Origin of the sequence: Planotetraspora sp. GP83 (genome assembly GCF_041262585.1) — a bacterium.
GTDB lineage: Bacteria > Actinomycetota > Actinomycetes > Streptosporangiales > Streptosporangiaceae > JAOEGB01.
In genome coordinates this window covers 284,107-308,327 of the sequence record NZ_JBGCBZ010000002.1, presented here as the reverse complement: position 1 = coordinate 308,327, position 24,221 = coordinate 284,107, and the positions used below count along the sequence as shown (strand labels likewise).

Annotated in this window: 19 protein-coding genes; 15 read left to right on the top strand and 4 right to left on the bottom strand. The window is 71.2% G+C overall.

Annotated features, from left to right (window positions below):
* The first annotated feature begins 37 nt into the window (after window positions 1-37).
* Complete coding sequence (locus tag ABH927_RS04190) at window positions 38-1,219, top strand: hypothetical protein (protein ID WP_370018197.1); 1,182 nt, start codon at window positions 38-40, stop codon at window positions 1,217-1,219.
* Entirely contained in the window at window positions 1,216-2,988 is a 1,773-nt protein-coding gene (locus tag ABH927_RS04185; protein ID WP_370018195.1) for a WecB/TagA/CpsF family glycosyltransferase, read from the top strand. The genes ABH927_RS04190 and ABH927_RS04185 overlap by 4 nt, the downstream gene beginning before the upstream one ends.
* A 5-nt stretch (window positions 2,989-2,993) precedes the next feature.
* Here the strand turns inward: ABH927_RS04185 and ABH927_RS04180 are convergent, their stop codons facing one another.
* On the bottom strand, window positions 2,994-3,851 hold the full coding sequence (locus ABH927_RS04180) for a glycosyltransferase (protein ID WP_370018192.1): 858 nt from the start codon (window positions 3,849-3,851) through the stop codon (window positions 2,994-2,996).
* A gap of 27 nt (window positions 3,852-3,878) precedes the next feature.
* Between ABH927_RS04180 and ABH927_RS04175 the strand changes: the two genes are divergently transcribed.
* The 11 genes from ABH927_RS04175 (at window position 3,879) to ABH927_RS04125 (ending at window position 18,650) form a co-directional block, all read left to right on the top strand.
* A complete protein-coding gene (locus ABH927_RS04175) occupies window positions 3,879-4,478 on the top strand; it encodes an acyltransferase (protein ID WP_370018190.1) in 600 nt (199 codons plus the stop codon).
* Window positions 4,479-4,529: 51 nt separating this feature from the next.
* Window positions 4,530-5,537 carry a TolB family protein gene (locus tag ABH927_RS04170; protein WP_370018189.1) on the top strand — a complete coding sequence of 336 codons (1,008 nt, stop codon included), beginning with the start codon at window positions 4,530-4,532 and terminating at the stop codon, window positions 5,535-5,537.
* Window positions 5,538-5,694: 157 nt separating this feature from the next.
* Entirely contained in the window at window positions 5,695-9,675 is a 3,981-nt protein-coding gene (locus ABH927_RS04165; RefSeq protein ID WP_370018187.1) for a DUF4082 domain-containing protein, read from the top strand.
* A 73-nt stretch (window positions 9,676-9,748) separates the two neighbouring features.
* Entirely contained in the window at window positions 9,749-10,780 is a 1,032-nt protein-coding gene (locus ABH927_RS04160; protein WP_370018185.1) for a Gfo/Idh/MocA family protein, read from the top strand.
* Window positions 10,781-10,830: 50 nt separating this feature from the next.
* On the top strand, window positions 10,831-11,823 hold the full coding sequence (locus ABH927_RS04155; RefSeq protein ID WP_370018183.1) for an NAD-dependent epimerase/dehydratase family protein: 993 nt from the start codon (window positions 10,831-10,833) through the stop codon (window positions 11,821-11,823).
* Window positions 11,820-13,001 carry a glycosyltransferase gene (locus ABH927_RS04150; protein WP_370018181.1) on the top strand — a complete coding sequence of 394 codons (1,182 nt, stop codon included), beginning with the start codon at window positions 11,820-11,822 and terminating at the stop codon, window positions 12,999-13,001. The genes ABH927_RS04155 and ABH927_RS04150 overlap by 4 nt, the downstream gene beginning before the upstream one ends.
* A complete protein-coding gene (locus tag ABH927_RS04145; RefSeq protein WP_370018180.1) occupies window positions 12,998-14,125 on the top strand; it encodes a DegT/DnrJ/EryC1/StrS family aminotransferase in 1,128 nt (375 codons plus the stop codon). The genes ABH927_RS04150 and ABH927_RS04145 overlap by 4 nt, the downstream gene beginning before the upstream one ends.
* Window positions 14,122-15,396, top strand: a complete 1,275-nt coding sequence (locus ABH927_RS04140; RefSeq protein WP_370018178.1) for a glycosyltransferase family 4 protein — start codon at window positions 14,122-14,124, stop codon at window positions 15,394-15,396. The genes ABH927_RS04145 and ABH927_RS04140 overlap by 4 nt, the downstream gene beginning before the upstream one ends.
* Window positions 15,393-16,871 carry a lipopolysaccharide biosynthesis protein gene (locus ABH927_RS04135; protein ID WP_370018176.1) on the top strand — a complete coding sequence of 493 codons (1,479 nt, stop codon included), beginning with the start codon at window positions 15,393-15,395 and terminating at the stop codon, window positions 16,869-16,871. Before ABH927_RS04140 ends, ABH927_RS04135 begins: the two co-directional genes overlap by 4 nt.
* Window positions 16,868-17,524 carry an acetyltransferase gene (locus ABH927_RS04130; RefSeq protein WP_370018174.1) on the top strand — a complete coding sequence of 219 codons (657 nt, stop codon included), beginning with the start codon at window positions 16,868-16,870 and terminating at the stop codon, window positions 17,522-17,524. The genes ABH927_RS04135 and ABH927_RS04130 overlap by 4 nt, the downstream gene beginning before the upstream one ends.
* A 13-nt stretch (window positions 17,525-17,537) precedes the next feature.
* The gene (locus tag ABH927_RS04125) at window positions 17,538-18,650 is read left to right on the top strand and encodes a DegT/DnrJ/EryC1/StrS family aminotransferase (protein ID WP_370018172.1); all 1,113 of its coding nucleotides are present in this window, start codon (window positions 17,538-17,540) and stop codon (window positions 18,648-18,650) included.
* Between the two features lie 122 nt (window positions 18,651-18,772).
* Here the strand turns inward: ABH927_RS04125 and ABH927_RS04120 are convergent, their stop codons facing one another.
* From ABH927_RS04120 to ABH927_RS04110, 3 genes are all read right to left on the bottom strand, one after another.
* On the bottom strand, window positions 18,773-19,894 hold the full coding sequence (locus ABH927_RS04120; protein WP_407072826.1) for a glycosyltransferase family 4 protein: 1,122 nt from the start codon (window positions 19,892-19,894) through the stop codon (window positions 18,773-18,775).
* Complete coding sequence (locus ABH927_RS04115; protein ID WP_370018169.1) at window positions 19,776-21,218, bottom strand: O-antigen ligase family protein; 1,443 nt, start codon at window positions 21,216-21,218, stop codon at window positions 19,776-19,778. The genes ABH927_RS04120 and ABH927_RS04115 overlap by 119 nt, the downstream gene beginning before the upstream one ends.
* A gap of 156 nt (window positions 21,219-21,374) precedes the next feature.
* Window positions 21,375-22,367: a hypothetical protein gene (locus ABH927_RS04110; protein WP_370018168.1), complete on the bottom strand. Its 993-nt coding sequence runs from the start codon at window positions 22,365-22,367 to the stop codon at window positions 21,375-21,377.
* 244 nt (window positions 22,368-22,611) lie between these two features.
* On the opposite strand from ABH927_RS04110, the gene ABH927_RS04105 reads away from it, so the two are divergent.
* Both ABH927_RS04105 and ABH927_RS04100 read left to right on the top strand, forming a co-directional pair.
* Window positions 22,612-23,232 carry a hypothetical protein gene (locus tag ABH927_RS04105; protein WP_370018166.1) on the top strand — a complete coding sequence of 207 codons (621 nt, stop codon included), beginning with the start codon at window positions 22,612-22,614 and terminating at the stop codon, window positions 23,230-23,232.
* A gap of 10 nt (window positions 23,233-23,242) precedes the next feature.
* On the top strand, window positions 23,243-24,196 hold the full coding sequence (locus ABH927_RS04100) for a hypothetical protein (protein ID WP_370018164.1): 954 nt from the start codon (window positions 23,243-23,245) through the stop codon (window positions 24,194-24,196).
* The last annotated feature ends 25 nt before the right edge of the window (window positions 24,197-24,221 follow it).

Sequence of the window (24,221 nt, the reverse complement as noted above, 5' to 3'; positions counted from 1 at the left end):
ATCACGGCATGTCGTGCGTCTGCCGGAGGGTGGAGCGGTGACTCGTCTGACCAGGCTCCGCTCGGTGGGCCCGGACGCCGCTGATCTCGTCGACCGGATGGTCGACCTGTCGGTCCGGGGACTTCCGCCGGGCTACGCCGACGGGGAGTTCGTGTTCACCCGTCGCGGGCACCGCGGACCCGACGGCCGCTGGACGGCCGTGCCCGAGGGCCGCAGCGTCCGCTACAGCGCGATCGTGGCGCTCGGCGTCGCGACACTGCCGGAGAAGACGCAGCGCGCCGCGCTCGCGGGCGACACCGCTCTCGACCTCACCGGGAACATGATCAAGCGCCTGCCGGACATCACCGGCCTCGGCGACACCGCGCTGATCTGCTGGGCCGCCGCCGAGACGGGGCACTCCGACCTGGGGGCGGCGCTCGCCAGGCTGGCCGAGATCGAGGACGCGGCCACCGGGCCGGTCTACACGGTCGAGGCCGCCTGGGCGCTCGCCGCGCTGGCCGCCGTCAGGACAGCCGGAGGGGCACCCGGCCTCGACGGCCGCCTGGAGCGCTCCCGCGACCGGCTGCTCGCGGGCCTCGGGGACGACCGGCTCTACCGCCACGTCATCGGCTCCGCGCCGTGGTACCGCGCCCACGTCGGGTGCTTCGCCGACCAGGTCTACCCCATGCAGTCCCTGGCCCGGCTGCACGCGGCGGCCGGCGGCGACTCCGAGGCGCTCGCCGCCGCCGAACGGATCGCCGAAGGCATCTGCGCCGCTCAGGGGTCCGAGGGCCAGTGGTGGTGGCACTACGACGCCCGCACGGGAGGGGTCGTCGAGGGCTACCCGGTCTACAGCGTCCACCAGCTCTCCATGGCGCCGATGGCGCTGCTCGACCTGGCCGACGCGGGCGGCACGCCGTACATGGACGCGATCGCGCTGGGGCTCCGCTGGATGACCTCGCGGCCGGAGACCGACGAGGAGCTGATCGTCGAGGAGCTGGACCTCACCTGGCGCAAGGCCGCCCGCGACGATCCGAAGAAGGTCGTCAGAGGCGTGCGGGCGATGTCCACCGCGATCAACCGGGGCGCCCGGGTCGCGGTGCTCGACAGGATGTACCCGCCCGTCGCCGTGGACCACGAGTGCCGGCCGTACGAGCTTGGGTGGCTCCTCTACGCCTGGTTGTTCGAGGGGTTGTCCCAGGGGTTGTCCCAGGGGTTGTCCGAGGGGCTGGCGGGGTGAGCGCGCCCCCGCGGGCCGACGCGGTCGTCTTCGGGATCCGCATCGACCCCCTCACCGGGAAGGGGGCCGTCGAGCGGTGCGTCGCGGCCGTCGAGGCGCGCTCCCTGCTGTCGATCGGAGTGGTGAACGCCGCCAAGCTGGTGCACATGCGCACCGACCCCGGCCTGCGGCGGTCCGTCGCCCAGTGCGACATGATCCTCGCCGACGGGCAGGCCGTGGTGTGGGCGTCGCGGCTGCTCGGCCACCCGCTTCCGGAGCGCGTCGCGGGCATCGACCTGTTCACGTCGCTCCTGGCGGAGAGTGAGCGGCGCGGCCACCGGGTGTTCTTCCTCGGGGCGACCCGCGAGGTGCTCGGCGACATGCTCGCGGAGATCCGCAGACGGCATCCCGATCTGGTGGTGGCGGGCGCCCGGGACGGCTACTTCTCCGACGACGAGGCCCGATCGGTGGCCGAGGAGATCCGCGCGGCCGGGACGGACATGCTCTTCCTCGGCATGTCGTCGCCCAAGAAGGAGATCTTCGTCGAGACGTGGGGCGAGCACACCGGGGCCTGCGTGGTCCACGGCGTGGGCGGCTCCTTCGACGTGCTGGCCGGAGTGGTCAAGCGGGCGCCGGTGGCGTGGCAGAAGGCCGGGCTGGAGTGGCTCTACCGGCTGCTCCAGGAGCCGAGGCGGCTCGGCCCCCGCTACCTCGCGACCAACGGCGCGTTCGTCCGGATGACCGCGCTGGAGCGTTTCAAGGGCGGCGGCCACGCCGTGCCGTCCCCCGCGCAGACCGAGCTCGACGTCTCCGTCATCGTGGTCACCTACCGCAGCGCCGGTTACGTCACCGGCTGCCTGAAAGCCGTGGACCGGGCGCTCGAGGAGCTGAGCGGCTCGGGCCTGACCGGCGAGCTCATCGTCGTCGACAACGCGTCGGGCGACGACACGGTGGAGGTCGCGAGGGAGGCGTCGCCCGGCGCCCGGATCGTGGCGCGCGAGGACAACGACGGCTTCGCCGGAGGCTGCCACGCGGGCGCGCGGGTCGCCAGGGGCAGGCACCTGCTGTTCGTCAACCCCGACGCCGAGCTGGACCCCGGCGCGGTGGCCGCCCTGCTCGACGCGGCGCGGCGGAATCCGCGCGCCGGGATCATCGGCGGCCGGTGCGTCACCGAAAGCGGGGAGAGCGACCCGCGCTCGTGGTGGGGCAGGCCCACGCTGTGGTCGGCGCTGTGCTTCGGGCTCGGCCTGACCACGGTGTTCCCCGGCCACAGGCTCCTGGACCCGGAGACGCCGCGCCCCTGGTCTTCGCCGGATGCGCTGCCCGGCGACGCCGAGGAGTTCGGCGTGCCCGTCGTCACGGGGGCGATGATGTTCGTGGACCGGCACGCCTGGGACGAGCTGGGCGGCCTCGACCGCGCCTTCTTCATGTACGGCGAGGACGCCGACCTGTGCCTGCGGGCGGCGAGGATCGGCTACCGGCCGATGGTCACGGCGGCGGCGTCGTTCGTCCATCCGGGCGGCCTGTCGTCGAGCAGCCTGCGCAAGCAAATCATGCTCCACACGGGCAAGGTGACGCTGATCAGGCGGCACTTCCCGCCGGGGACGCGCTGGGCTGGAGTCCTCCTGCTGAAGGCCGGGGTGCTGCTGCGGGCCGTCGCCAGCCGGTGGATGAGCCCTCCCGGCGCCGAGCGGCAGGGCCGCCCCACCTCCCAGCGCGACGACTGGCGCGCGCTGTGGGGCGCCCGGTCCCAGTGGAGCCGAGGGTGGCCGCCCCGATCTTCTCCGTGACGTCGCTAACGGCTGCTCTCGTCGCGAAGCCAGGTGGAGAAGTCGCCTCGCCGTACGGCCTTGCGGGCGCGGGCCCGGGCGAGCACGGTCACCGCGAGGAAGACGGCGAGGTGGGGGAGCAGGCGCGGCGCGCGGGCCATGCCGATGAGGTCGCGCACGCTCGTCCGGGCCTGTCCCGCCGGCTGGCCGCTCTTCTCGCCGAGCTCCGCCACGCTGGTCACCGCCCGGACGCGGCGGCGCATCAGGTCTCCCATCGTGCGCGGCGGGTGGACCACGACCGAGGCCGCCTCGGTCACGGCCCGTTCGCCCGGCTCGAACGCCAGGGAGGCCGCCAGGTCGTCGGCCATGACGGGAGGCAGGGCGTCGAGCCGCGCCTGCCCCTTCTCGCTCACGGCGATGACGCCCCGGCCGAACAGGCCCGCCCGCACCTCCGGCAGGCGGGTCCACACGGCGTAGTAGGACCGGACGAGCCAGGGCCGGTCGGCCAGCGGAAGCCTGCGCTCCGGCGCCGTGGCGAGGATCCCGTCCCGCGCGAGCGTGGCGCACAGCGCCCTCGCGTCGGCGGTGCCGAGCTCCACGTCCGCGTCCACGTAGAGCACCGGGAAGGCGGTGACGGCGGCGGCGCCCATGCGGAGCGCCTCGCGCTTGGACGGCACGGGCGTCTCCAGGACGCGGACTCCCAGGAAGCCGCGCGCGACGTCGGCGGTGCCGTCCGAGCACCCGTTGGCGACCACGACGACGTCGATCTCGCCCGGCTCGGCGTCCCTGAGCAGTCCCGACAGGAGCCGTCCGATCACCGTCGCCTCGTTGTGGGCGGGGATGATGACGCTCATCGCGGAAGTCGGCATCGCAGAAGTCGGCATGGACCGGATTATTCACGGGAGAGTGGCATGACTACCGAAGAACCCAGAATCGCCCCCTCCGCGGACGTGGATCCGAGCGCGGAGATCGGCCGGGGGACGACTGTCTGGCACCTGGCGCAGGTCCGGGAGAAGGCGAAGCTCGGGACGGGCTGCATCCTGGGGCGGGGCGCCTACGTCGGCCCCGGCGTCGTGCTGGGCGACAACGTGAAGCTGCAGAACTACGCGCTGGTCTACGAGCCGGCGGTGCTGGAGGACGGCGTCTTCGTCGGCCCGGCCGCCGTGCTGACGAACGACACCTACCCGCGCTCCGTCGACGTCGACGGGCGGCTGAAGCGCGACGGCGACTGGGAGGCCCTCGGCGTCGTGGTCCGTAAGGGGGCGGCGATCGGAGCCCGCGCGGTGATCGTGGCCGGCAAGACGATCGGCCGCTACGCGCTGGTCGGGGCCGGCGCGGTGGTCACCCGGGACGTGCCGGACTTCGCCCTGGTCGCGGGCAATCCCGCGCGGCGGATCGGATGGGTCGGCCGGGCCGGGCGGCCACTCGCCGAGTCCGGCGACGGCCTGTGGACCTGCCCCGAGACGGGCGAGAGGTACGTGGAGGACGGGAACCTGCTCGTCCCCGCCTGAAACCCAAGCCTGCCTGCATACGAGAAGTGCCTGAACATCGGAGTAAGCGAGATGAGCACGCGGACCCGGCTGGTGGTCCTGGCGGTCGTGGCGGCCCTGCTGGCGGTCGTGGCGGCGGTCTACGCGGCCCGGGCCGCCGACGAGGTGCGCGAGGGCACGCGGACCGCCGAAAGGGCCGCCGCGCCTTCCGTCCAGATCGATCTGAAGCAGCCGGGCAGGCTGCTCGTCGTGACGGCGGGTCCGGGCGGCGGTCGGGTGGCCTCGGCCGGCAGGTCCTCGCCGGACGGCCCGCGCAGCGTGTCGGGGCTGGAGTGCGTGCGCTTCTACGCGGCGTCCGGAACTGGGGTGTGCCTCACTGCGGTCCGTGCGGCGGTGGCGAGGTTCTACGCGGTCACGGTCGACGACCGGCTGCGCGAGACACGGCGGATCGAGCTTCCGGGCGCGCCCAGCCGGGCGCGGGTGTCGGCCAGCGGCCGCATGGTCTCGTGGACCGTGTTCGTCAACGGGGACTCCTACATCGGCGGGGGGTTCTCCACGCGCACCGGCATCCTCGACACCAGGACCGGCGCCGTGGTGAGCACCCTGGAGGACTTCACGCTCTATTTGAAAGGCAGCCTTCACCGGGCGTCGGACGTCAACTACTGGGGCGTCACGTTCGCGAAGGACGACAACGTCTTCTACGCCACGGTCTCGACGGGGGGTGCCACCTATCTCGTGCGGGGCGACTTCGCCAGACGTCGCTTGGAGACGCTCCGGGAGAACGTCGAGTGCCCGTCCCTCTCCCCGGACGGCACCCGTCTCGTCTACAAGAAGAAGGTCCGGAACGCCGTCGGCGGTCCCTGGCGGCTCCACGTGCTCGACCTGGCGAGCGGCCGTGACGTCGAGCTGGCCGAGCCCGCGAGCGTCGACGACCAGGCGGCGTGGCTGGACGACGCCGATGTGATGTACGCCCGGATCCGCGGAGAGAACACAACGGACGTGTGGACGGTGCCCGCGGACGGCTCCGGAACGCCCCGTCTGCTGGCCCGCGACGCCCGGTCTCCGGTGGCGGTGACCTGACGGTGACCTGAGAGTGGGCTGAGACTTCTGGATCGCTCCAGTTCGCGGCCGGCGGCGGTAAACCAACCGCTGGCAGGTGACGTCGTTTATGTGGGTTTCTCCTGGTGAACGATTGGCGCTTGGTGCGCCAGTGGCACCGCTCCCGTAAGGCACAAAAATGAAAGTTCGGATCGCCGTCTTCAGCGCGTTATTCGCCGCTGTGTTCGCGATTCCCGTATCGGCGCAGGCGGCGGGGCCTTGCGATTCCGGCGGTAACGCGATTACTTGTGAGAACAACAACCCGGGCACGTCCCCGGAGGAGTGGGACTCGGAGTACGAGGTCTCCGACGGAGAGACCATCGAGGGTTACTCCGACCAGTTCAGCGTGGCACCCGGCACGACGATCAACTTCAAGATCCGGACGAGCGCCACGGCCTTCACGGTGAAGATATACCGGGTCGGCTACTACCAGGGGAACGGCGCGCGGTTCATCACGAACCTGACACCCAACGTCTCCGTCGCGCGGGCCAACCCGGCGACGTGTCCCACGAACGACACGACCGGCCTGACCGAGTGCTCCTGGAACACGGCCGCCAGCTGGGCGGTCCCGTCCGGCCAGATCTCCGGCGTCTACTTCGCGCACCTCGTGCGCACGGACGGCACGACCGACGGCAACAAGATCGTGTTCGTGGTGCGGAACGACTCCAGCACCAGCGACCTCCTCTTCAAGACCTCGGACACCACCTGGCAGGCGTACAACGACTGGGGTGGGAACAGCTTCTACAGCGGCACCGCGAACACGGCCACGGGCCGCGCGGTCAAGCTGAGCTACAACCGCCCGTTCCACACCCGGGTCGGCACGACCGGCCGCGACTTCTTCTTCAACTCCGAGTACCCCATGGTGCGCTTCCTGGAGCGCAACGGCTACGACGTGAGTTACATCGGCAGCCTCGACGCGGGACGTAACGGCGCGGCGCTGCTGAACCACAGGACCCTGCTCTCCGTCGGCCACGACGAGTACTGGTCGGCCGCCGAGCGGGCCAACTTCGAGGCGGCCAGGGACGCCGGGGTCAACCTGGCCTTCTTCAGCGGCAACGAGGTCTTCTGGAAGACCCGGTGGGAGAACGGCGCGGGCGGCGCGCCGTACCGCACGCTGGTGACCTACAAGGAGACCCACGACAACGCGAAGACCGACCCGAACGCCGCCTGGACGGGCACCTGGCGCGACCCGCGGTTCAGCCCGCCCTCCGACGGCGGCAGGCCGGAGAACAGCCTCACCGGCACGCTGTGGACGGTCAACTGCTGCACGTACGCGATGACGGTCCCGTCGGCGGACGGCAAGATGCGGCTCTGGCGCAACAGCAACCTGGCCAGCCGGGCCACCTTGGGCCTGTCCACGACGCTGCCCGACGGCACTCTCGGATACGAGTGGGACGAGGACGTGGACAACGGCTCGCGTCCCGCCGGTCTCTTCCACATGTCGTCCACGACGGTGAGCGTCCCGGCGAAGGTCCAGGACTGGGGCTCGAACGTCGCGGCGGACACCGCCACGCACAGCCTCACGATGTACCGCGCGCCCAGCGGGGCGCTGGTCTTCGGCGCGGGCACCGTCCAGTGGTCCTGGGGTCTGGACGACAACCACGACGGCGACACCCCGGCGGTCGACGCCAGCATGCAGCAGGCCACGGTGAACCTCTTCGCCGACATGGGCGTGCAGCCCAAGTCGCTGATGTCCGGCCTGAACTCGGCCACCGCGTCGTCCGACCACACCGCGCCGACCTCCACGATCGTCAGCCCGGTCGCCAACACCTCGCTGAACAGCGGGGCCACGGTCAGCATCAGCGGCACCGCGCTGGACAGCGGCGGCGGCAGGGTCGGCGGCGTCGAGGTCTCCACCGACGGCGGCGCCACCTGGCACCCGGCGACGGGACGGGAGACCTGGACCTACTCCTGGACCGTCACCGGTTCGGGCACCGTGAACATCAAGACTCGGGCGGTGGACGACAGCTCCAACCTGGAGACGCCCGGCGCGGGCCGCAACGTCACCGTGAACTGCCCGTGCACGATCTTCCCGAACTCCTACACCCCCGTGAAGGCCGCCGAGAACGACTCCTCGGCCGTCGAGCTGGGCGTGAAGTTCCGCGCCGCCCAGAACGGCTGGGTCACCGGCGTCAGGTTCTACAAGGGAACAGGCAACACCGGCACCCACACGGGCTCGCTGTGGAAGGCCGACGGCACGCTGCTCGCCACCGGAACCTTCTCAGGCGAGACCTCCACCGGATGGCAGACGCTGACCTTCCCCAACGCCGTCACGGTGTCGGCCAACACCACCTACATCGCGTCGTACTACGCCCCGGCCGGGCACTACGCGTCCACGCCGGGCGGCTTCTGGGGCCAGGCGTACACGCGTGCGCCGCTGACCGCGCTCAAGGCCGGTGACGACGGCGGCAACGGCGTCTACCGGGTGGGGGCGGGATTCCCCGACAGCACCTACAACGGCGGCAACTACGGCGTCGACGTGGTGTTCGCCACCCAGGACACCTTCCCGCCCGGCGTCAACAGCTCGACGCCGTTCGCAGGTTCGTCGAGCGTCCCGGTGAGCGTCACGCCGACGATCACCTTCAACGAGCCCATCCAGAGCGGCACGGCGAACGTCACCGTGAAGGACGCGGCCAACAACACCGTGGCGGGCAACATCTCGCTGGACGGCGCGGCCACGAAGATCACCTTCACTCCGGCGAATCCGCTCGCCGCCGACGTCAAGTACACCGTGTCCGTCAGCGGGGCCAAGGACGTGCCGGGCAACACCATGTCCGGCACGTACAGCTACACGTTCACGACGGCCAAGGCCACGCTCCCGCCGGGACAGTGCCCCTGCTCGATCTGGAACGACCTCACGGTCCCCGGGACGGTCAGCGCCAACGACCCGAACGAGCTGGAGCTGGGCGTGAAGTTCCGCGCCTCCGTCGACGGCTACGTCAGGGGCATCCGGTTCTACAAGGGGGTGTCGAACACCGGCCCCCACATCGGCACGCTGTGGTCGGCGAGCGGCACGGCCCTGGCGTCGGCCACCTTCTCTAACGAGTCGACCCTCGGCTGGCAGGAGGTGACGTTCTCCTCGCCCGTGGCGGTCACGGCCGGGACGACCTACGTCGCGTCGTACCACACCACGACCGGCTACTACTCGGTCAGCAACTCCGGGTTGTCGTCCGCCGTCGGCTACGGCCCGCTGACCGCGCTGGCCGACGGCGCGGACGGGGGCAACGGCCTCTACGCGTACGGCGCGCGGCGGTTCCCCACGGGTACGTGGGGGGCGTCGAACTACTGGGTGGACGTGGTCTTCACGGTGCCGCCGGACACCACCGCCCCGACCGTCCCGGGCAAGACGCCGGGAGACGCGGCGACCGGCGTCCCCACGACGACCACCGTCAAGGCGACCTTCAGCGAGCCCGTCCAGACCGGGACTCCCGTGATCACGGTTGAGGGGCCGGGCAACACCACGATCAGCGGCGCCGCGTCGCTCGACTCGACCCGGAAGGTCCTGACCTTCACCCCGGACGCCGCGCTGGCGGCCGGCACGCAGTACACGGTCACGGTCAGCGGGGCCAAGGACGACGCGGGCAACACCATGTCCTCGACGCCGTGGTCCTTCACCACGACGGGCTCCTGCCCCTGCTCGATCTGGGAGAGTGACACCGTGCCCGGCGTCGCGGCCGAGAACGACGGCTCGGGGATCGAGCTGGGCGTCAAGTTCAGCTCGGACACGGCCGGCCAGATCACCGGAGTCCGCTTCTACAAGGGGCCGGGCAACACCGGGACCCACATCGGCAACCTGTGGGCGGCCGACGGCACGCCGCTGGCGTCCGGTACGTTCAGCGGCGAGACGTCCGGCGGGTGGCAGACGCTGACGTTCACCTCACCGGTGTCGATCTCCGCCAACACGACGTACGTCGCCTCCTACTACGCGCCGAACGGCCACTACTCGGCCGACAGCGCGTACTTCAACACCGGACCGGCGACCAACGGCCACCTGACGGCGCTCGCCAACGGCGGCGGCGCGGCCGGCAACGGCGTGTACGCCTACGGAAGCTCCTCGCAGTTCCCGAACAACACCTACAACGGCGCCAACTACTGGGTCGACGTCGTCTTCCAACCCTAGAAATGACGGCGGGCCATGCCTCGGCACCGGGGCATGGCCCGCCGCATGCCCACCGTGACATGAGGGGAAAGCAGTGACTTCACCAATCGGGCTGGCGGTCATCGGGGCCGGTTACTGGGGCCCCAACCTGGTGCGCAACGCGCAGGCCACGCCCGCGCTACGGCTGGAGTGGCTCTGCGACCTGGATCTCCAGCGGGCCCAGTCGGTGCTCGGGGCCTACTCCACGGTCCGGGCGACCACGTCGGTCGAGCAGGTGCTGGCGGACCCGTCCGTCGCGGCCGTGGCGGTCGCGACACCGGCCGCCACCCACTTCGAGATCGTCCGCGCCGCGCTGGAGGCCGGCAAGCACGTGCTGGTGGAGAAGCCGATCACGCCGTCCGCCGAGGACGCGGCCAAGCTGGTCGAGCTGGCCGAGCGGTCGGGCCTGACCCTCATGCTCGACCACACCTACTGCTACACCGCCGCGGTGCGGCACATCCGCGAGCTGGTCCGCGGCGGTGAGATCGGCGACGTCCAGTTCGTCGACTCTGTCCGGATCAACCTCGGGCTGGTCCAGCCCGACGTGGACGTCCTGTGGGACCTCGCGCCCCACGACCTGTCCATCCTCGACTTCGTCCTCCCCGAGGACGTCACTCCCGTCGCCGTGGCCGCGCACGGCTCCGACCCGATCGGGGCGGGCAGGTCCTGCGTGGCCTACCTGACCGTCTGGCTGTCCACCGGCGTCATCGCCCACATCCACGTCAACTGGCTGAGCCCGACGAAGATCCGCACGATGGTGCTCGGCGGGTCGCGCCGCACGATCGTGTGGGACGACCTCAACCCCTCCCAGCGGATCGGTGTGTACGACCGCGGCGTGGACCGTGAGGCCGGGGAACTCGGACTCGACGAGCGCCGCCAGGCCCTGATCTCCTACCGGCTCGGTGACATCCGCGTGCCCGCCCTCCCGGAGGGAGAGGCGCTGCGCGGGGTGATGGCCGAGTTCGCGGCCGCCATCACCGAGGGCCGCGCCCCGCTGACCGACGGACGTTCTGGTCTGCGAGTTCTGCGTTTGCTGGAAGCGGCGTCCCGCAGCCTCGACAATGGTGGCGTACGGGTCGAACTGTGAGCTTCCCCATTTCCTTCACCGAACCCACGATCTTGATGAATGAGGAGTCAATGACTCGCGCTTACCCGGGACTGACTGGAAGCCGGTGCCTGATCACGGGAGGTGCGGGGACGATCGGCTCGACGATCGTCGACCAGCTCGCCCAAGCCGGCGCCGCCGAGATCGTCGTCCTGGACAACCTCGTCCGCGGCCGGAAGGCCAACCTGGAGCAGGCCCTGCGACAGGCCGGCGACGCCGTGCGCCTCGTCGAGGGCGACATCCTCGACCGCGACCTCGTCCGGACTCTGACCGAGGGCAAGGACTACGTCTTCCACCTGGCGGCGATCCGCATCACCCAGTGCGTGGAGGAGCCGCGGCTCGCCAACGACGTCCTGGTCAACGGCACCTTCAACGTCGTCGAGGCGGCGGCCGAGGCCGGGGTGCGCAAGGTGGTCGCCTCCTCGTCCGCCTCCGTGTACGGCCTGGCCGAGGTGTTCCCGACGCCTGAGACCCAGCACCCCTACGACAACGACACGATCTACGGGGCGGCCAAGGCGTACAACGAGGGCCTCCTCAGGAGCTTCCACGCGATGCGCGGCCTCGACTACGTGGCGCTCCGCTACTTCAACGTGTACGGCCCGCGGATGGACATCCACGGCGTCTACACCGAGGTGCTCATCCGGTGGATGGAGCGCATCGCGAGCGGCCAGCCACCGCTGATCCTCGGCGACGGCACCCAGACGATGGACTTCGTCTACACCGAGGACATCGCGAGGGCCAACCTGGCCGCCGCGGCGTCCGACGCGACCGACGAGGTCTTCAACATCGCCGGCGGCGTCGAGACCAGCCTGACCGAGCTCGCGCAGGCCCTGCTGTCCGTGATGGGCAGCGACCTGTCCCCCGAGTACGGCCCGGCGAGACGGGTGAACAACGTCACCCGGCGGCTGGCCGACATCTCCCGCGCGGCCGACCGGCTCGGCTGGAAGCCCGAGATCGGTCTTGAGGAGGGCCTCGCGCGCCTGGTCGCCTGGTGGCGTGACAGCGCGGGGGGCACGGCCTCGTGAGCGGTGGGCTTCTCGTCTATTTCGCGGGGAGTTACTACGACGGTTCGGTCGCGGGCACGGACCGCCACGTGGCCGACCGTCTCGCGGTGGAACACGACGTGCTCTACGTCAACCCACCGATAGCGGTGGCCGCGCGCAGGCCCAGGCCCGACCTGGCCGCGACGAGGGGACGGCCGTCGCTGGACAGGGTCGGCTCGAGGCTGACCCTGCTGACCTTCCGGGTCCCTCCGGCGCGCAGCAGGCCGGGCGTCTACCAGCTCAGCGTGGCGCTGACCCGCCGTGCCGTACGGCGGGCCCTGCGGCGGATGCGCCGCCCGGTGGACGCGGTCATCGTGGCGAACTACGACAACGTGCTTGGAACGATCAAAAGTGCCCGCACCTTGTTCTACGCCACCGACGACATCGTGGCCGGGGCCCGGATGATGGGGCTGCCCGTGCGGACCATGATCAGGGCCGAGGCGCGGCAGCTCCGCAAGGCGGACATCGTCGCGGTGGTCTCCCCGGCGCTCCGCGACCGCTTCGAGGCGCTGGGCCGGCGGGCGGAGCTCGTGCCGAACGGCTGCGACGTGGCCGCCTACGCGGATGTGGACAGCGCTCCGCCGCCTCCGGACGCCTCCTTCACCGCCGGCGACGGACCGGTGGCGGGGTTCGTCGGCAACATCAACCAGCGCATCGACATCGCGGTCCTCGAAGCGGTGGCCGCCAGTGGCCCGCTGCTCCTCGTGGGACCGCGGCATCCGGACTTCGCGCCCGGCAGGTTCGAGGCGCTGGTCGAGCTGCCCACCGTCCGCTGGGTCGGGCACAAGGCGTTCGAGGAGCTCCCGCCGTACCTGCGGCTGATCGACGTGGGGCTCACGCCGTACGCCGACACGGCCTTCAACCGCGCGAGCTTCCCCCTGAAGACGCTGGAATACCTCGCGGCGGGCCGGGCGGTCGTCTCGTCCGAACTGCCCGCCACCGCGCTCCTGCGCGACGAGGCCGGCGGCCGGGAGCTGATCCGGGTGGCCGGGTCGCCCGAGGAGTTCGTCAAGGCGGTCGCGGAGGCGGCGCGGGAGCCGCGCACCGATGACCTGATCGCCCGTCGCAGGGCGTTCGCCGCACGTCATGACTGGTCCCAGCGGGCGCTGGCACTGGCCGGGCTGCTCGACATCGAGATGAGGGAGGTGTCACGGGCATGATCCCCGTGATGAAGCCGTGGTTCGGCCCGGAGGAGGCCGCCGCCGTCGCGGCGGCCGTCGAGTCCGGCTGGGTGGCCCAGGGCCCCCGGGTCGCCCAGTTCGAGACCGCGTTCGCGGCCCGGATCAACGCGGCGCACGGCGTGGCCGTGTCCTCGTGTACGACGGGCCTCCACCTGGCGCTGCTGCTGGCCGGGGTGGAGGAGGGCGACGAGGTGATCGTGCCCTCGCTCTCCTTCATCGCGACGGCCAACGCCGTCCGCTACGTGCGCGCCGCGCCGGTCTTCGCGGACGTCGACGCCGCGACCGCCAACCTCACCGCCAAGACTGTGGAGACGGCGATCACCGGCCGCACCCGCGCGGTGATCCTCGTGCACCAGGGCGGCACGCCGGCCGACGTCGACGCCGTCCGCGCGGTGTGCGACCCGCGCGGGATCGCCGTCATCGAGGACGCCGCCTGTGCCGCGGGCTCGGTCTACAGGGGCAGGCCCGCCGGGGCGGGGGCGCTCATCGCGGCGTGGTCGTTCCACCCGCGCAAGCTTCTCACGACCGGCGAGGGCGGGATGCTCACGACCGAGTCCGAGGAGTGGGCCGTCCGGGCCAGGAGGCTGCGCGAGCACGGCATGAGCGTCAGCGCCGCCGAACGGCACGCCAGCGCCGGCAAGGTCATCATCGAGCGGTACCTGGAGACCGGCTACAACTACCGCATGACGGACATCCAGGCCGCCCTGGGGCTGGTCCAGCTCGCCAAGCTCGACGAGATGATCGCCCGGCGCAGGTCGCTGGCCGGGCGCTACCACGCGCTGCTGAGCGACATCCCGGGCCTGTACGCGATCAGGGACCCGGAGTACGGCGAGACCAACTACCAGAGCTTCTGGGTCCTGCTTCCCGACGACTTCCCCGTGGGGCGCGACGAGCTGCTGCGGCGGCTCAGCGACGCCGGCGTCTCGGCGCGGCGCGGCATCATGGCGGCCCACCTGGAGCCCGCCTACGCCGGTTCGGACGCCGACCTGCCGGTCACCGAGCGCCTCAGCCACAACTCGCTGATCCTGCCGCTCTACCACACGCTCACGGAGGAGGAGCAGGACGCGGTGGTGGCCGTCATCCGGGCTGCGAGCGGGACATGAGGATCCTGGTCTATCCCCACACCATGGAGGTCGGGGGAAGCCAGCTCAACGCCATCGAGCTGGCCGAGGCCGTACGCGACCTTGGGCATGAGGTCATGCTGGTCAGCGACCCGGGGCCGCTCGTCGAGCGGGTCAAGGCCGCGGGGCTGGAGCACGTCGAGCTCGACACCGCCAGGCGGCGACCCGACCCCGCGACCGTGCGGCTGCTCAGGCGCCTCGTGGCCGAGCGCGGGATCGACGTCGTCCACGGCTACGAATGGCCGCCCGGCCTCGAGGCGTACTTCGCGACCTTCGGCAGGTCACCCGCCGCCGCCGTCTGCACGGTGATGTCCTCGGGGGTCGCGCCGTTCCTGCCCCGGGAGCTGCCGCTCATCGTGGGCACCGAGGAGCTCAGAGCGCGGGAGGCCGCGCGCCGCGACGACGTGCGCCTCATCGAGCCGCCGGTGGACGTCGTCGCCAACGCGCCGGGCCGGTCCAGCGAGGAGTTCCGTGAGCGGTTCGGCCTCGGCGACGACCGGCTCAACATCGTCGTCGTCTGCCGCCTGGTGCCCGAGCTGAAGCTGGAGGGCCTGCTGACCGCCGTCGAGGTGGTGGGCCGCCTGGCGGCCGAGTTGCCCGTCCGGCTGGTGGTCGTCGGAGACGGCGCCGCCCGCGACCAGGTGGAGAGCCGGGCCGCCGAGGCCAACACCCGCGCCGGAGAGCGCGTCGTCGTGCTGACCGGCGAGCTGTTCGACCCGCGCCCCGCGTACGCCTCCGGCGCGGTCGCGATCGGCATGGGCGGCTCGGCGCTGCGCGCCCTGGCATTCGGCTGCCCGCTCGTCGTCCAGGGCGAGGCGGGCTTCTTCGAGCCGCTGACCCCGGAGACCGTGGACCGCTTCCTCACGGGCGGGTGGTATGGCTTGGGGAACGGCCCGGCCGAGGGCGCCCGCAGGCTGGAGGAGGCCCTGCGTCCGCTGCTGGCCGACGCGAACCTCCGGGCCGAGCTGGGCGCTTTCGGGCGCTCGCTGGTCGTCGAGCGCTTCAGCCTGGAGCGGGCGGCCCGCGTCCAGGAGGGCATCTACCGCGACGCGCTGGCCCGCGCGGGTTCGCGCGCCTCCCTGCGCTCCGCGGCCGCCTCGTCGGCCGCCGTGTTCGGCTACAAGGTGCGCCGCAAGTACGCCCGCGCGAGAGGCAGGGCTCCCGCCGACGACTTCAACGCCGTGGCGAAGAACGCCGTGGCGAAGAACGCCGCGGGGAAGAACGCCGCGGGGAAGAACGCGGTGGGGAAATGAGGCTGTTCCGCGGCATCTGGATCAAGGACGGCGACTCGTTGTTCGGCCAGGCGTCCCGGGCGCTCGGCTGGAGCCTCATCAACACCATCGTGGGCCGGTTGAGCACGCTCGCCATCGGCATCGTGCTCGCCCGGCTCCTCGGGCCCGTCGAGTTCGGCACGTTCGCCGTGGCCATGGTCGCGCTGCTCGCCGTGCTGAGCTTCAACGAGCTCGGGGTGAGCCTCGCGATCGTCCGCTGGCCCGGAGACCCCAAGGAGATCGCCCCGACGGTCGCCACGATCTCCGTCACGTCGAGCTGCCTGATCTACATCGTCTGCTTCCTCGGGGCGCCGTCCTTCGCCGAGGCGATGGGAAACCCGCAGGCCGCGCCCGTCGTCCGGCTGCTCGCGCTGAACGTGCTCGTCAGCGGAGTCGTGGCGACGCCGGCAGCCATGCTCCAGCGGCACTTCCGCCAGGACAGGAAGGCCATCGCCGACCAGGTCAACAGCTGGCTGGGCACGCTCGTGTCGATCGCCCTCGCCGTCGCGGGATGGGGGGCCATGAGCCTCGCCGTGGGGCGTCTCGCGGGAGCGGCCGGGTCGGCCGTGCTGTACATCGGCTTCGCGCCGGGCAAGCTCCGGCTCGGGTTCGACCGGGCGGTGGCCCGCAGGCTGCTGCGGTTCGGGCTGCCGCTGGCCGGTTCCAGCATCGTCGTCTTCCTGGTCGGCAACCTCGACCAGTTCGTCGTCGGGCACGTGCTCGGGGCCACGGCCCTCGGCTTCTACGTGCTGGCGTTCAACCTGTCCAACTGGCCGGTCAGCGTGTTCTCCCAGCCCGTGCGGAGCGTGGCGCCCGCGGCGTTCGCCCGGCTCCAGCACGACCCCCAGGCGCTCCGCGGGGCCTTCACCTCCACCGCCGGGCTTCTCGTGGCGGTGACCGTGCCCGTGTGCCTCCTGCTGGCCGGAGCGGCCGGGCCGCTCGTCCGGTTCGTCTACGGCCCCGTCTGGGAGCCGGCCGCCTCCGCGCTGGTCTGGCTCGCCGTCTTCGGCGCGCTGCGCATCGCGTTCGAGCTGGTCTACGACTACTTCGTGGTGCTCGCGCATTCCCGCGTCGTGTTCACCGTCCAGGTGATCTGGCTCGTCCTGCTCGCCCCCGCGCTCGTCTTCGCGGTCAGGGCGTACGGCTTCGCGGGTGGCGGCATCGCCCACGTGGCCGTCGCGGTGCTGGTCATTCTGCCCATCTACCTGCGCGAGCTGGGACGGGTCGGGATCCGGGCGCGCGACCTCGCGGCGAGCGTCGCGCCGGGTCTCGCGGGCGGCCTGCTCGCCGGGCTGGCCGCCGCGTTGATCGCCTGGCTGATCGCCGCCGACCTGGTGGCGCTGCTCGCCGCCGGATCGGCCACGATGGCGGTGGTCGCCGCGCTCATCTACCTGAAGAGGAGCGCGTTGCGCGGCCTGCGTGGCGCGGGCGCGGGCGTAGTGGAGGCCGTGACATGACGGAGACCGTCGATCTTGTCCTTGTGGGAGCCGGGGGCTTCGCCAGGGAGACGGCCCAGCTCGCTCTCACGCTGAGCGACCGGTGGCGGCTGCTCGGCTTCCTGGACGACAACCCGGCCCGCCACGGCGTCCTCGTCGACGGCCTGCCGGTGCTCGGCGGTCTCGCCGCGCTGCCGGAACAGGCCAAGGCGGTCGTCTGCACCGGGCGGCCGGATGACTACGCCAGCCGCCTCCGCATTGTGGAGCGGCTGGGCCTGCCCGCCGACCGCTATGCGACGCTCATCCATCCCTCGGCCGTCGTCTCCGCCTCCTCACGGGTGGGGCCGGGGTCGGTGATCCACGCTCAGTGCGTGCTGACCGCCTCGGTCGAGGTGGGCGCGCACGTCGCCGTGATGCCCCACGTCACGCTCACCCACGACGACGTCGTGGAGGACTTCGCCACGATCGCCTCGGGCGTGCGGCTGGCCGGCGGCGTCCGGATCGGCCGGGGCGCCTACCTGGGGGCGGGGGCGCTGGTCCGCGAGAGCCGTACCGTCGGGGCCTGGTCGCTCGTCGGTATGGGATCCGTCGTGACCAGGGATGTCCCCGCCGGAGAGGTATGGGTGGGCGCTCCCGCCCGGTTCCTCCGGCCGGCAACCGCAAATCCATCGTGAACAAGGAGCTTCCGTGATCCCCTTTGTCGACCTGCGCGCCGCCCACGAGGAGGTGGCGGAGGAGATCGACGCCGGCTTCGCCCGAGTGCTCGGCTCGACCGCCTTCATGCAGGGGCCCGACGTCGCCGCGTTCGAGGAGGAGTTCGCGGCGTTCAGCGGCGTCGCGCACTGCGTCGGCGTCGGGAACGGCACCGACGCCATCGAGCTGGCGCTCCGGGCGCTCGGGGTGGGCGCCGGTTCCGAGGTGATCCTCCCCGCCAACACGTTCGTGGCCACCGCCGAGGCCGTGCTCCGCGCGGGCGCGCGGCCGGTTCTCGTCGACGCCGATCCCGCGCACCTGCTCATGGACCCGGACGGGCTCGCCGCCGCCGTCACCTCGCGCACCGCCGCCGTCATCCCGGTGCACCTGTACGGCCGGCTCGCGCCCATGGACCGGATCATCGAGATCGCCGGGGACGTCCCCGTGGTCGAGGACGCGGCCCAGTCGCAGGGCGCGGCCCGTGGCGGCACGGTCTCCGGCGCCTTCGGCGCGCTCGCGGCCACGAGCTTCTACCCCGGTAAGAACCTCGGCGCGTACGGCGACGCGGGAGCGGTCACCACCGGCTCGGCCGAGCTGGCGAGGAAGGTCCGCCTGCTGTCCAACCACGGCAGCGAGGTGAAGTACCGCCATGAGACGCTGGGCTTCAACTCGCGCCTCGACACGCTCCAGGCCGTCGTGCTCCGCGCCAAGCTGCGGCGGCTCGGGGAGTGGAACGACCGGCGGCGGGAGGCCGCCGCGCGCTACGGGGAACTGCTCGCGGACCTCGCCGGGGCCGGGGTGACGCCGCCCGCGACGCCGGAGGAGTCGCTGCGCTCCGACCACGTCTGGCATCTCTATGTGGTCCGCGTGCCCGACCGCGACCGCGACCGCGTCCTGGCCGGGCTGCACGAGCTCGGGGTGCAGGCCCAGATCCACTACCCGGTGCCGGTGCACCTCCAGCCGGCCTTCGCGGATCTCGGCTACCGGGAGGGCGACTTCCCCGTGGCCGAGCGGGCGGCCGGGGAGATCCTCTCCCTGCCGATCTTCCCGCACATCACCCCCGAGCAGCAGGAGCAGGTAGTCGACGCGCTCCGCAAGGCACTGTGATCAACCCCGCACCGCGGCCAGGAAGGCGTGATCATGCACACCCTCCCATCGAGGGTGCCTGACCAGCACGGACTCCTCGCGTGATCATGCACCGGCCGTACCGCGACCGGTTGAACTGCTGATCAGACTGCTCTGATGGCTTCGAGCGACTGCCGGGCGGCGCGGTCCCAGCTGAACCACTCGGCGGTCGCGGCGGCCCCGTCCCGACAGTCGGCGTACAGCGCGTCGTCCTCGAGGATCTTGACGATCGTCTCGGCCAGCTCTGCGGGGTCGTCGCCGCGCACCAGGCCGCCGTTCTCCCCGGGGCGGATGATCTCGGGCATGGCGAAGGCGTCGCGTCCCACGCAGGGCACCCCGCGAGCGAGCGCCTCGGCGAAGACGATCCCGAAGGCTTCCAGATGTGACGGCATGACGAACAGGTCGTGGGTGTCCCAGAGCGCCGCGACCTCGGCCGGGGGAAGCTGGCCGAGAAACCGCACCCCCTCCGGGGGCTCCCCGGGCAGTGGCCAGGCGGGAGGGCCCGCCACGGTCAGGGTGACGGCGGGGTCGAAGTCGCGGCGCAGAAGCTCCGTCGCCGCGACGACCAGCGCCCCTCCCTTCCGCCGGAAGTCGCCGCCCACGAACAGCAGCCGTCGCCGGGGCCCCTGCCGCTCCGGGATCGGGCGTGCCGGATCGGCCGCCGACGTGATCCCGGGATGCACCACGTGCACCTTCTCGGCCGGCAGCCCGGTCACCTCGACGAGCGTCCGCGCGAACCACTCGCTCATCGCCAGCACCCCCGTCGCCCGCGCGTAGATCGCGAGCTGGCGCTCCCGCCGGCGGTGCATCATGCCGACCGAGATGTTCGGCAGCACGGCCCGCTCGTTGTCCGGATCGTGCACGCTGAGCAGCGCGTCGTAGCTCAGGTCCTGGTACAGGAAGAACGGCACCGGCAGCGGCGCGATGTCCTGGATCTGCAGCACCGCGTCACACCCGGACTCGGCGATGGAGCGCAGCAGCGCCCGTCGGCAGTACTCGTCGGTGACCCCGGAGTACTTCCACGTCGTGGCCAGCCTGCCGTGGCGGGGCCGTACGTGCATGGCGCGCAGTGCCGCGCGGACCCTTGGGGGGATGTCGACGCCGACGTCAACGACGTCGGCCCGCTCCCTCAGGGCTTCGCGGAGATGCCACGGGGTGTACGACCATGTCTTGCGCGGATCCTCGTCCCATAAACAGGCGAATCCAACGCGGGGATACGGCGACATACGCCCCTCCATGGGGGTCGGTGATCCGCCACAGCGCGCCCGCGCAGCCGATCAGAAGGAAGGCGATGCTGACGGCGACGGGGAACGAGAACGCGTCGAACGTCCCGCAGGTCACGGCGAAGACGGCGATGCTCGCCGCGAGAGCCTGGCCGAGGTGCCGCGTCTCCGGGTCGTCGGACTTGCGCCGCGAACGGCGCGCCACGACCCAGCCGGAGAGGAAGATCAGCAGCACGGCGCCCAGCCCGAAGGCCCCCGTCTCCACCAGCGTCGCGAGGTACTGGTTGTCGAGGATGCGGTAGGTGTGCGGCAGGAAGGTCCCCACGCCGCGCCCGAACAGCGGGTGCTCGGAGAAGTAGCGGGCGACCGCCGCGTAGTCGTCTGTACGGGCCGTCGCGCTGGAGTCGTCGCCCATCCCGAAGAACATCCGTTTGAACGTTCCCAGCAGGCCCGGCACCGCCACGCTCATCGCGCCGGTGAACATCAGCAGCGCGACGTACGCGGTGTGCCGCCAGGCCCGGGGCCAGGTCGGCATGAGGACGATGAAGCAGACCGCCATGCCGAGCACCGCGGTCCTCGACACGGTCAGCGGCACGGCCACCGCGAGCACGGCCACGCACAGGCGCTTGACCCAGCGCCGCCCCCCCAGGCCGTACAGCAGGTAGTGGATGGCAAGCGGCAGCGCCATGGCGAGGGTCGCGGAGAACTCGATCGGGTGGATCGTCGTGGACGTCGGCCGGTTGAAGCCGTCGCGGTTGTAGAGCGAGATGAACGTCCCGTTGACCTTCAGCCCGGGGAAGGCCAGGTACTGCGAGAGGTCGAACGCCGTGGCGAACTGGATGATCCCCACGATGCCCACGAACGTGGCCCCGACGACGAACCTGCGGATCAGCGTGTCGAGCCGCTCCTTGGTGGTGATGCCGTCGGCCGCGAGCAGGGCGATGCCGCACCAGCCGATCACGGGCAGCAGGGCCATGTTGGCGGCCTGCATCTCCTCGCCGGAGATCGGCCGGTTCATGGCGGCGACATAGCTGGCCAGGATGGCGCACACGTAAATGAGGATCGACGTCCTGATCGGCTGCCGCCCCTTGAGGGGGGTGGACCTCTCCGTCGAGATCGAGGCGCAGTACCAGATGAACGCCAGCACGGCGATGAGGTTGGCCGGCGTGCCGGAGCCGCCCAGCGGGCCGACGACGTACCGCGACGGGATCAGCACGAGCGCCACGACGAGGAGGCTGAGGACCGTGACCGCGTCGATGGCCACCGGAAACTTCCTGCCGCGCCGGCCCTCATCCTCGGGGAACGGGGACGAGGAGAAGTCGGACATATCAAGGCCTGTGCCTGTGCCCGTGTCTGTGCCCGTGCCGATCTGCGTGCCGTTGACCATGCCGTTGTGACCTGCCGTTGACCTGCCGTCTGACCTTGCCGTCTGACCGTGCCGTTTGATTGAGCCCGCCGTTTGAGCCTGCCTGCCGCCGGACGCCTAGAGGGGCCTCCTCCTCGGCGGGGTTCCGTCGCTCGTCCCGTTCCGCCATGCCGGGGCGTCGGTCCTGTCGGCCTCCGTCCTGTCGGACCCCGTCCTGTCGGACCCCGTCCTGTCGGACCCCGTCCTGTCGCCGTTCACGTCGGCGCTCCCGCGCGTGCTCCTGGTCCGTCCCGTGCCCCTGCCGGTCGTCCTGGCCGTCCGCTGGCCCGGGCCCCTGCTCGTGCCGGTGTCCTGCCACGGCTCGCCCGGCGGGCGGCCCGTTACCGTGGCGGCCGGCGGCCACACGTGTACGGCCGTGGGCGCGTCGTCGTCCACCCGCCTCCGCTCAGGGGGCGGCTCCACGGAAGGCTCGCCCTGGGTCGCCTGGGCCACGCGCTTCGGCTGAATCGGCCGGCGAGGGTTCTTCACGGATTCGGTCACCAGCGGCACGCCCGCGGTCAGCAGCATGCCGATGGCGAGGATCCCGACCAGTGAGCGGATCTTCGACGTCGCCTTGCGGTCCGGCGCCGTGCTCTTGGTCAGCACCGACTGCCGGACCTGCGAGATGGAGGTGTTGGTCTTCTGCAGATCGTTGAGCGTGGAGGGGATCCTCTTGATGATCGCTTCCATCGTCGCCTGCGCGATGCGGGGGTCGCTGTCGGTCACGGTCACCTTGAGCAGGGGAGCGCGGCTGTCCGGGGGGATCTGCGTCTCGTACTCACCGGTCAGGCCCTGCTCCGCGAGCTTCTGCGCGGTCAACTCGTCGTTGACCGCGCGGCCGACCAGCTCGGCCGTGATCGACAGGGAGCCGTCGAAGGAGAGGTACGGGTTGCCGCCGGTATTCTTGTCCGCGATCTGCTTGGAGGTGAGGAACACGATGGTGCCCGAGGACTCGTAGGTCCAGGGCAGGACGAAGTATGCCGCCGTGACGGCTCCTATCGTGAGCAGCAGCAACGGCACAGTGATCGTCCACCTGCGCGCGAGGACGAACACGGCTTCCATCAGATCCACCGGACCTCCAACAACTCCCACCCCGCGTGAATAGTCATGATGCCGGTGTGCTTTCGCGACAGGTGCCACTGACGAAACCATGCCAGAGCAGCGGACCCTACAAAGTGTCCCCTAAGGGGCGGGATTCCGCTACCTGCGACAAGGGGCATGCGCCCTGATCGGCAGAGTGCCACAATGACACGTCAAGCCGATCCTCGCACCGAAGTTGGAGCGTTCCGTGACAATTCGTCACATCTTCCGAGCGATGATCCGGCATCCCCTGGTGGTGCTGATCGTCGCCGGTGTGATCGGGGGCACGGGGTTCTACTTGACGAAGCTCTCCCCTCCCTCCTACCGGGCGCACACGGTCGTCGCCGTGGTGCGTCAGGGCGAGGAGACGATCTTCACGGCCAGCACGGTCGGTACGGCCGACCTGCTCGCGAGGTCCTTCGACGACGAGGACACCCGGGCGCAGGTGGCCCAGGCCGGCGGACGGACGGACTACCTCGTGGCGATGGCCAACCAGGGCAGCGAGGAGGTGCCGATCCGGGACCAGCCGTGGGTCGTGCTCGACACCTTCGCTCCGAGCGTGGCCGAGGCGGACAGGTCGATGGCCGTGCTGGTCCGGGCGATGCGGGTCAGGCTGGCCTCCTGGCAGATGTCCGCCGGAGCCACCGACGACTACTACATTCTCAGGCTGAAGACGGTGGACGGCACCAAGCAGGCCGCCGAGGTGCCCAGGCACACCAAGCAGGCGCTGGTCATCCTGGCCCTGCTGACCGTCGTGGCCGTGGTCAAGAGCGCCGTCGTGGCGGACCGGGTGCTGGCCTCCTTGCGGAGCTGGACCCGGCTGCGCAGGGCGCCCTCGGCCGTCTCGTCATCGTGAAGGGAAACCGGTGGAACTGGCAGGCTGGGTGAGGCCGGCGGTCGTCTTCTGTGCGGGCGCGGTCGTGGGCGCGGGCGTCGTGTGGGCGGTGGCCGTGCCCAGCAGGCCCGCGGCGCAGGAGAGCCTGCGCGGCGTGGCGGAGATCACGCCCGGCGCGGGGGCCGCGCGGCCCACGGGGGCCGTCGACGTGTCGCCGTGGCCCAGCGCCAAGACCTCGGGACCGCCTGACAAGGCCGCGTTGATCCCCAACCCGGGCCTGAGGGTGACCCGCCCGGGAGAGGTGATCGACGGATACGAGGTCCACGGCGACATCAGCGTGGAGGCGGACAACGTCGTCATCCGCAACACCCGGGTCGTCAGCGACTCCCACCAGGGCTGGGGGGTCATCCAGCGGCAGGGCGCCGGAGGCCTGGTGATCGAGAACAGCGAGATCGTCAGTACGCCGACGCACAAGATCGACCAGGGCGTGCTCAACTTCGGCGGCATGCTGACCGTCCGTAAGACGGAGATCTCCGGAACCGCCGACGGCGTCGTCACCCCGCACGGCCTCATCGAGGGCAACTTCATCCACGACCCGTCGGCGGGCAAGGACGACCATGTCGACCTCATCCAGGCGGGGAGCGGTCCGGCGGCCGGGCTGAAGCTCGTCATCAGGAACAACACCCTGCTCAACCAGCAGGAGCAGACCTCGGCGGTGGGCCTCTTCCAGGACTTCGGCGCCCCGCACGACGTCCTCATCGAGAACAACCTCCTCGGAGGCGGCGGCTACACCGTCTACGCCGGGCGCGGAGCCCAGGACAAGCGCGCGACCAGCGACATCAGGATCATCGGGAACGTGTGGACCCGTGACCTGTTCCCCAAGGGCGGAAGATGGGGCCCGGTGGTCGGCTGGGAGGCCAGCGGTAAGGGCAACGAGTGGCGGAACAACGTCTGGGCCGACTCGGGCCGGCCGGTCGAGCCATAAGAGCCGTCCCAAACGGTCTGCGGCC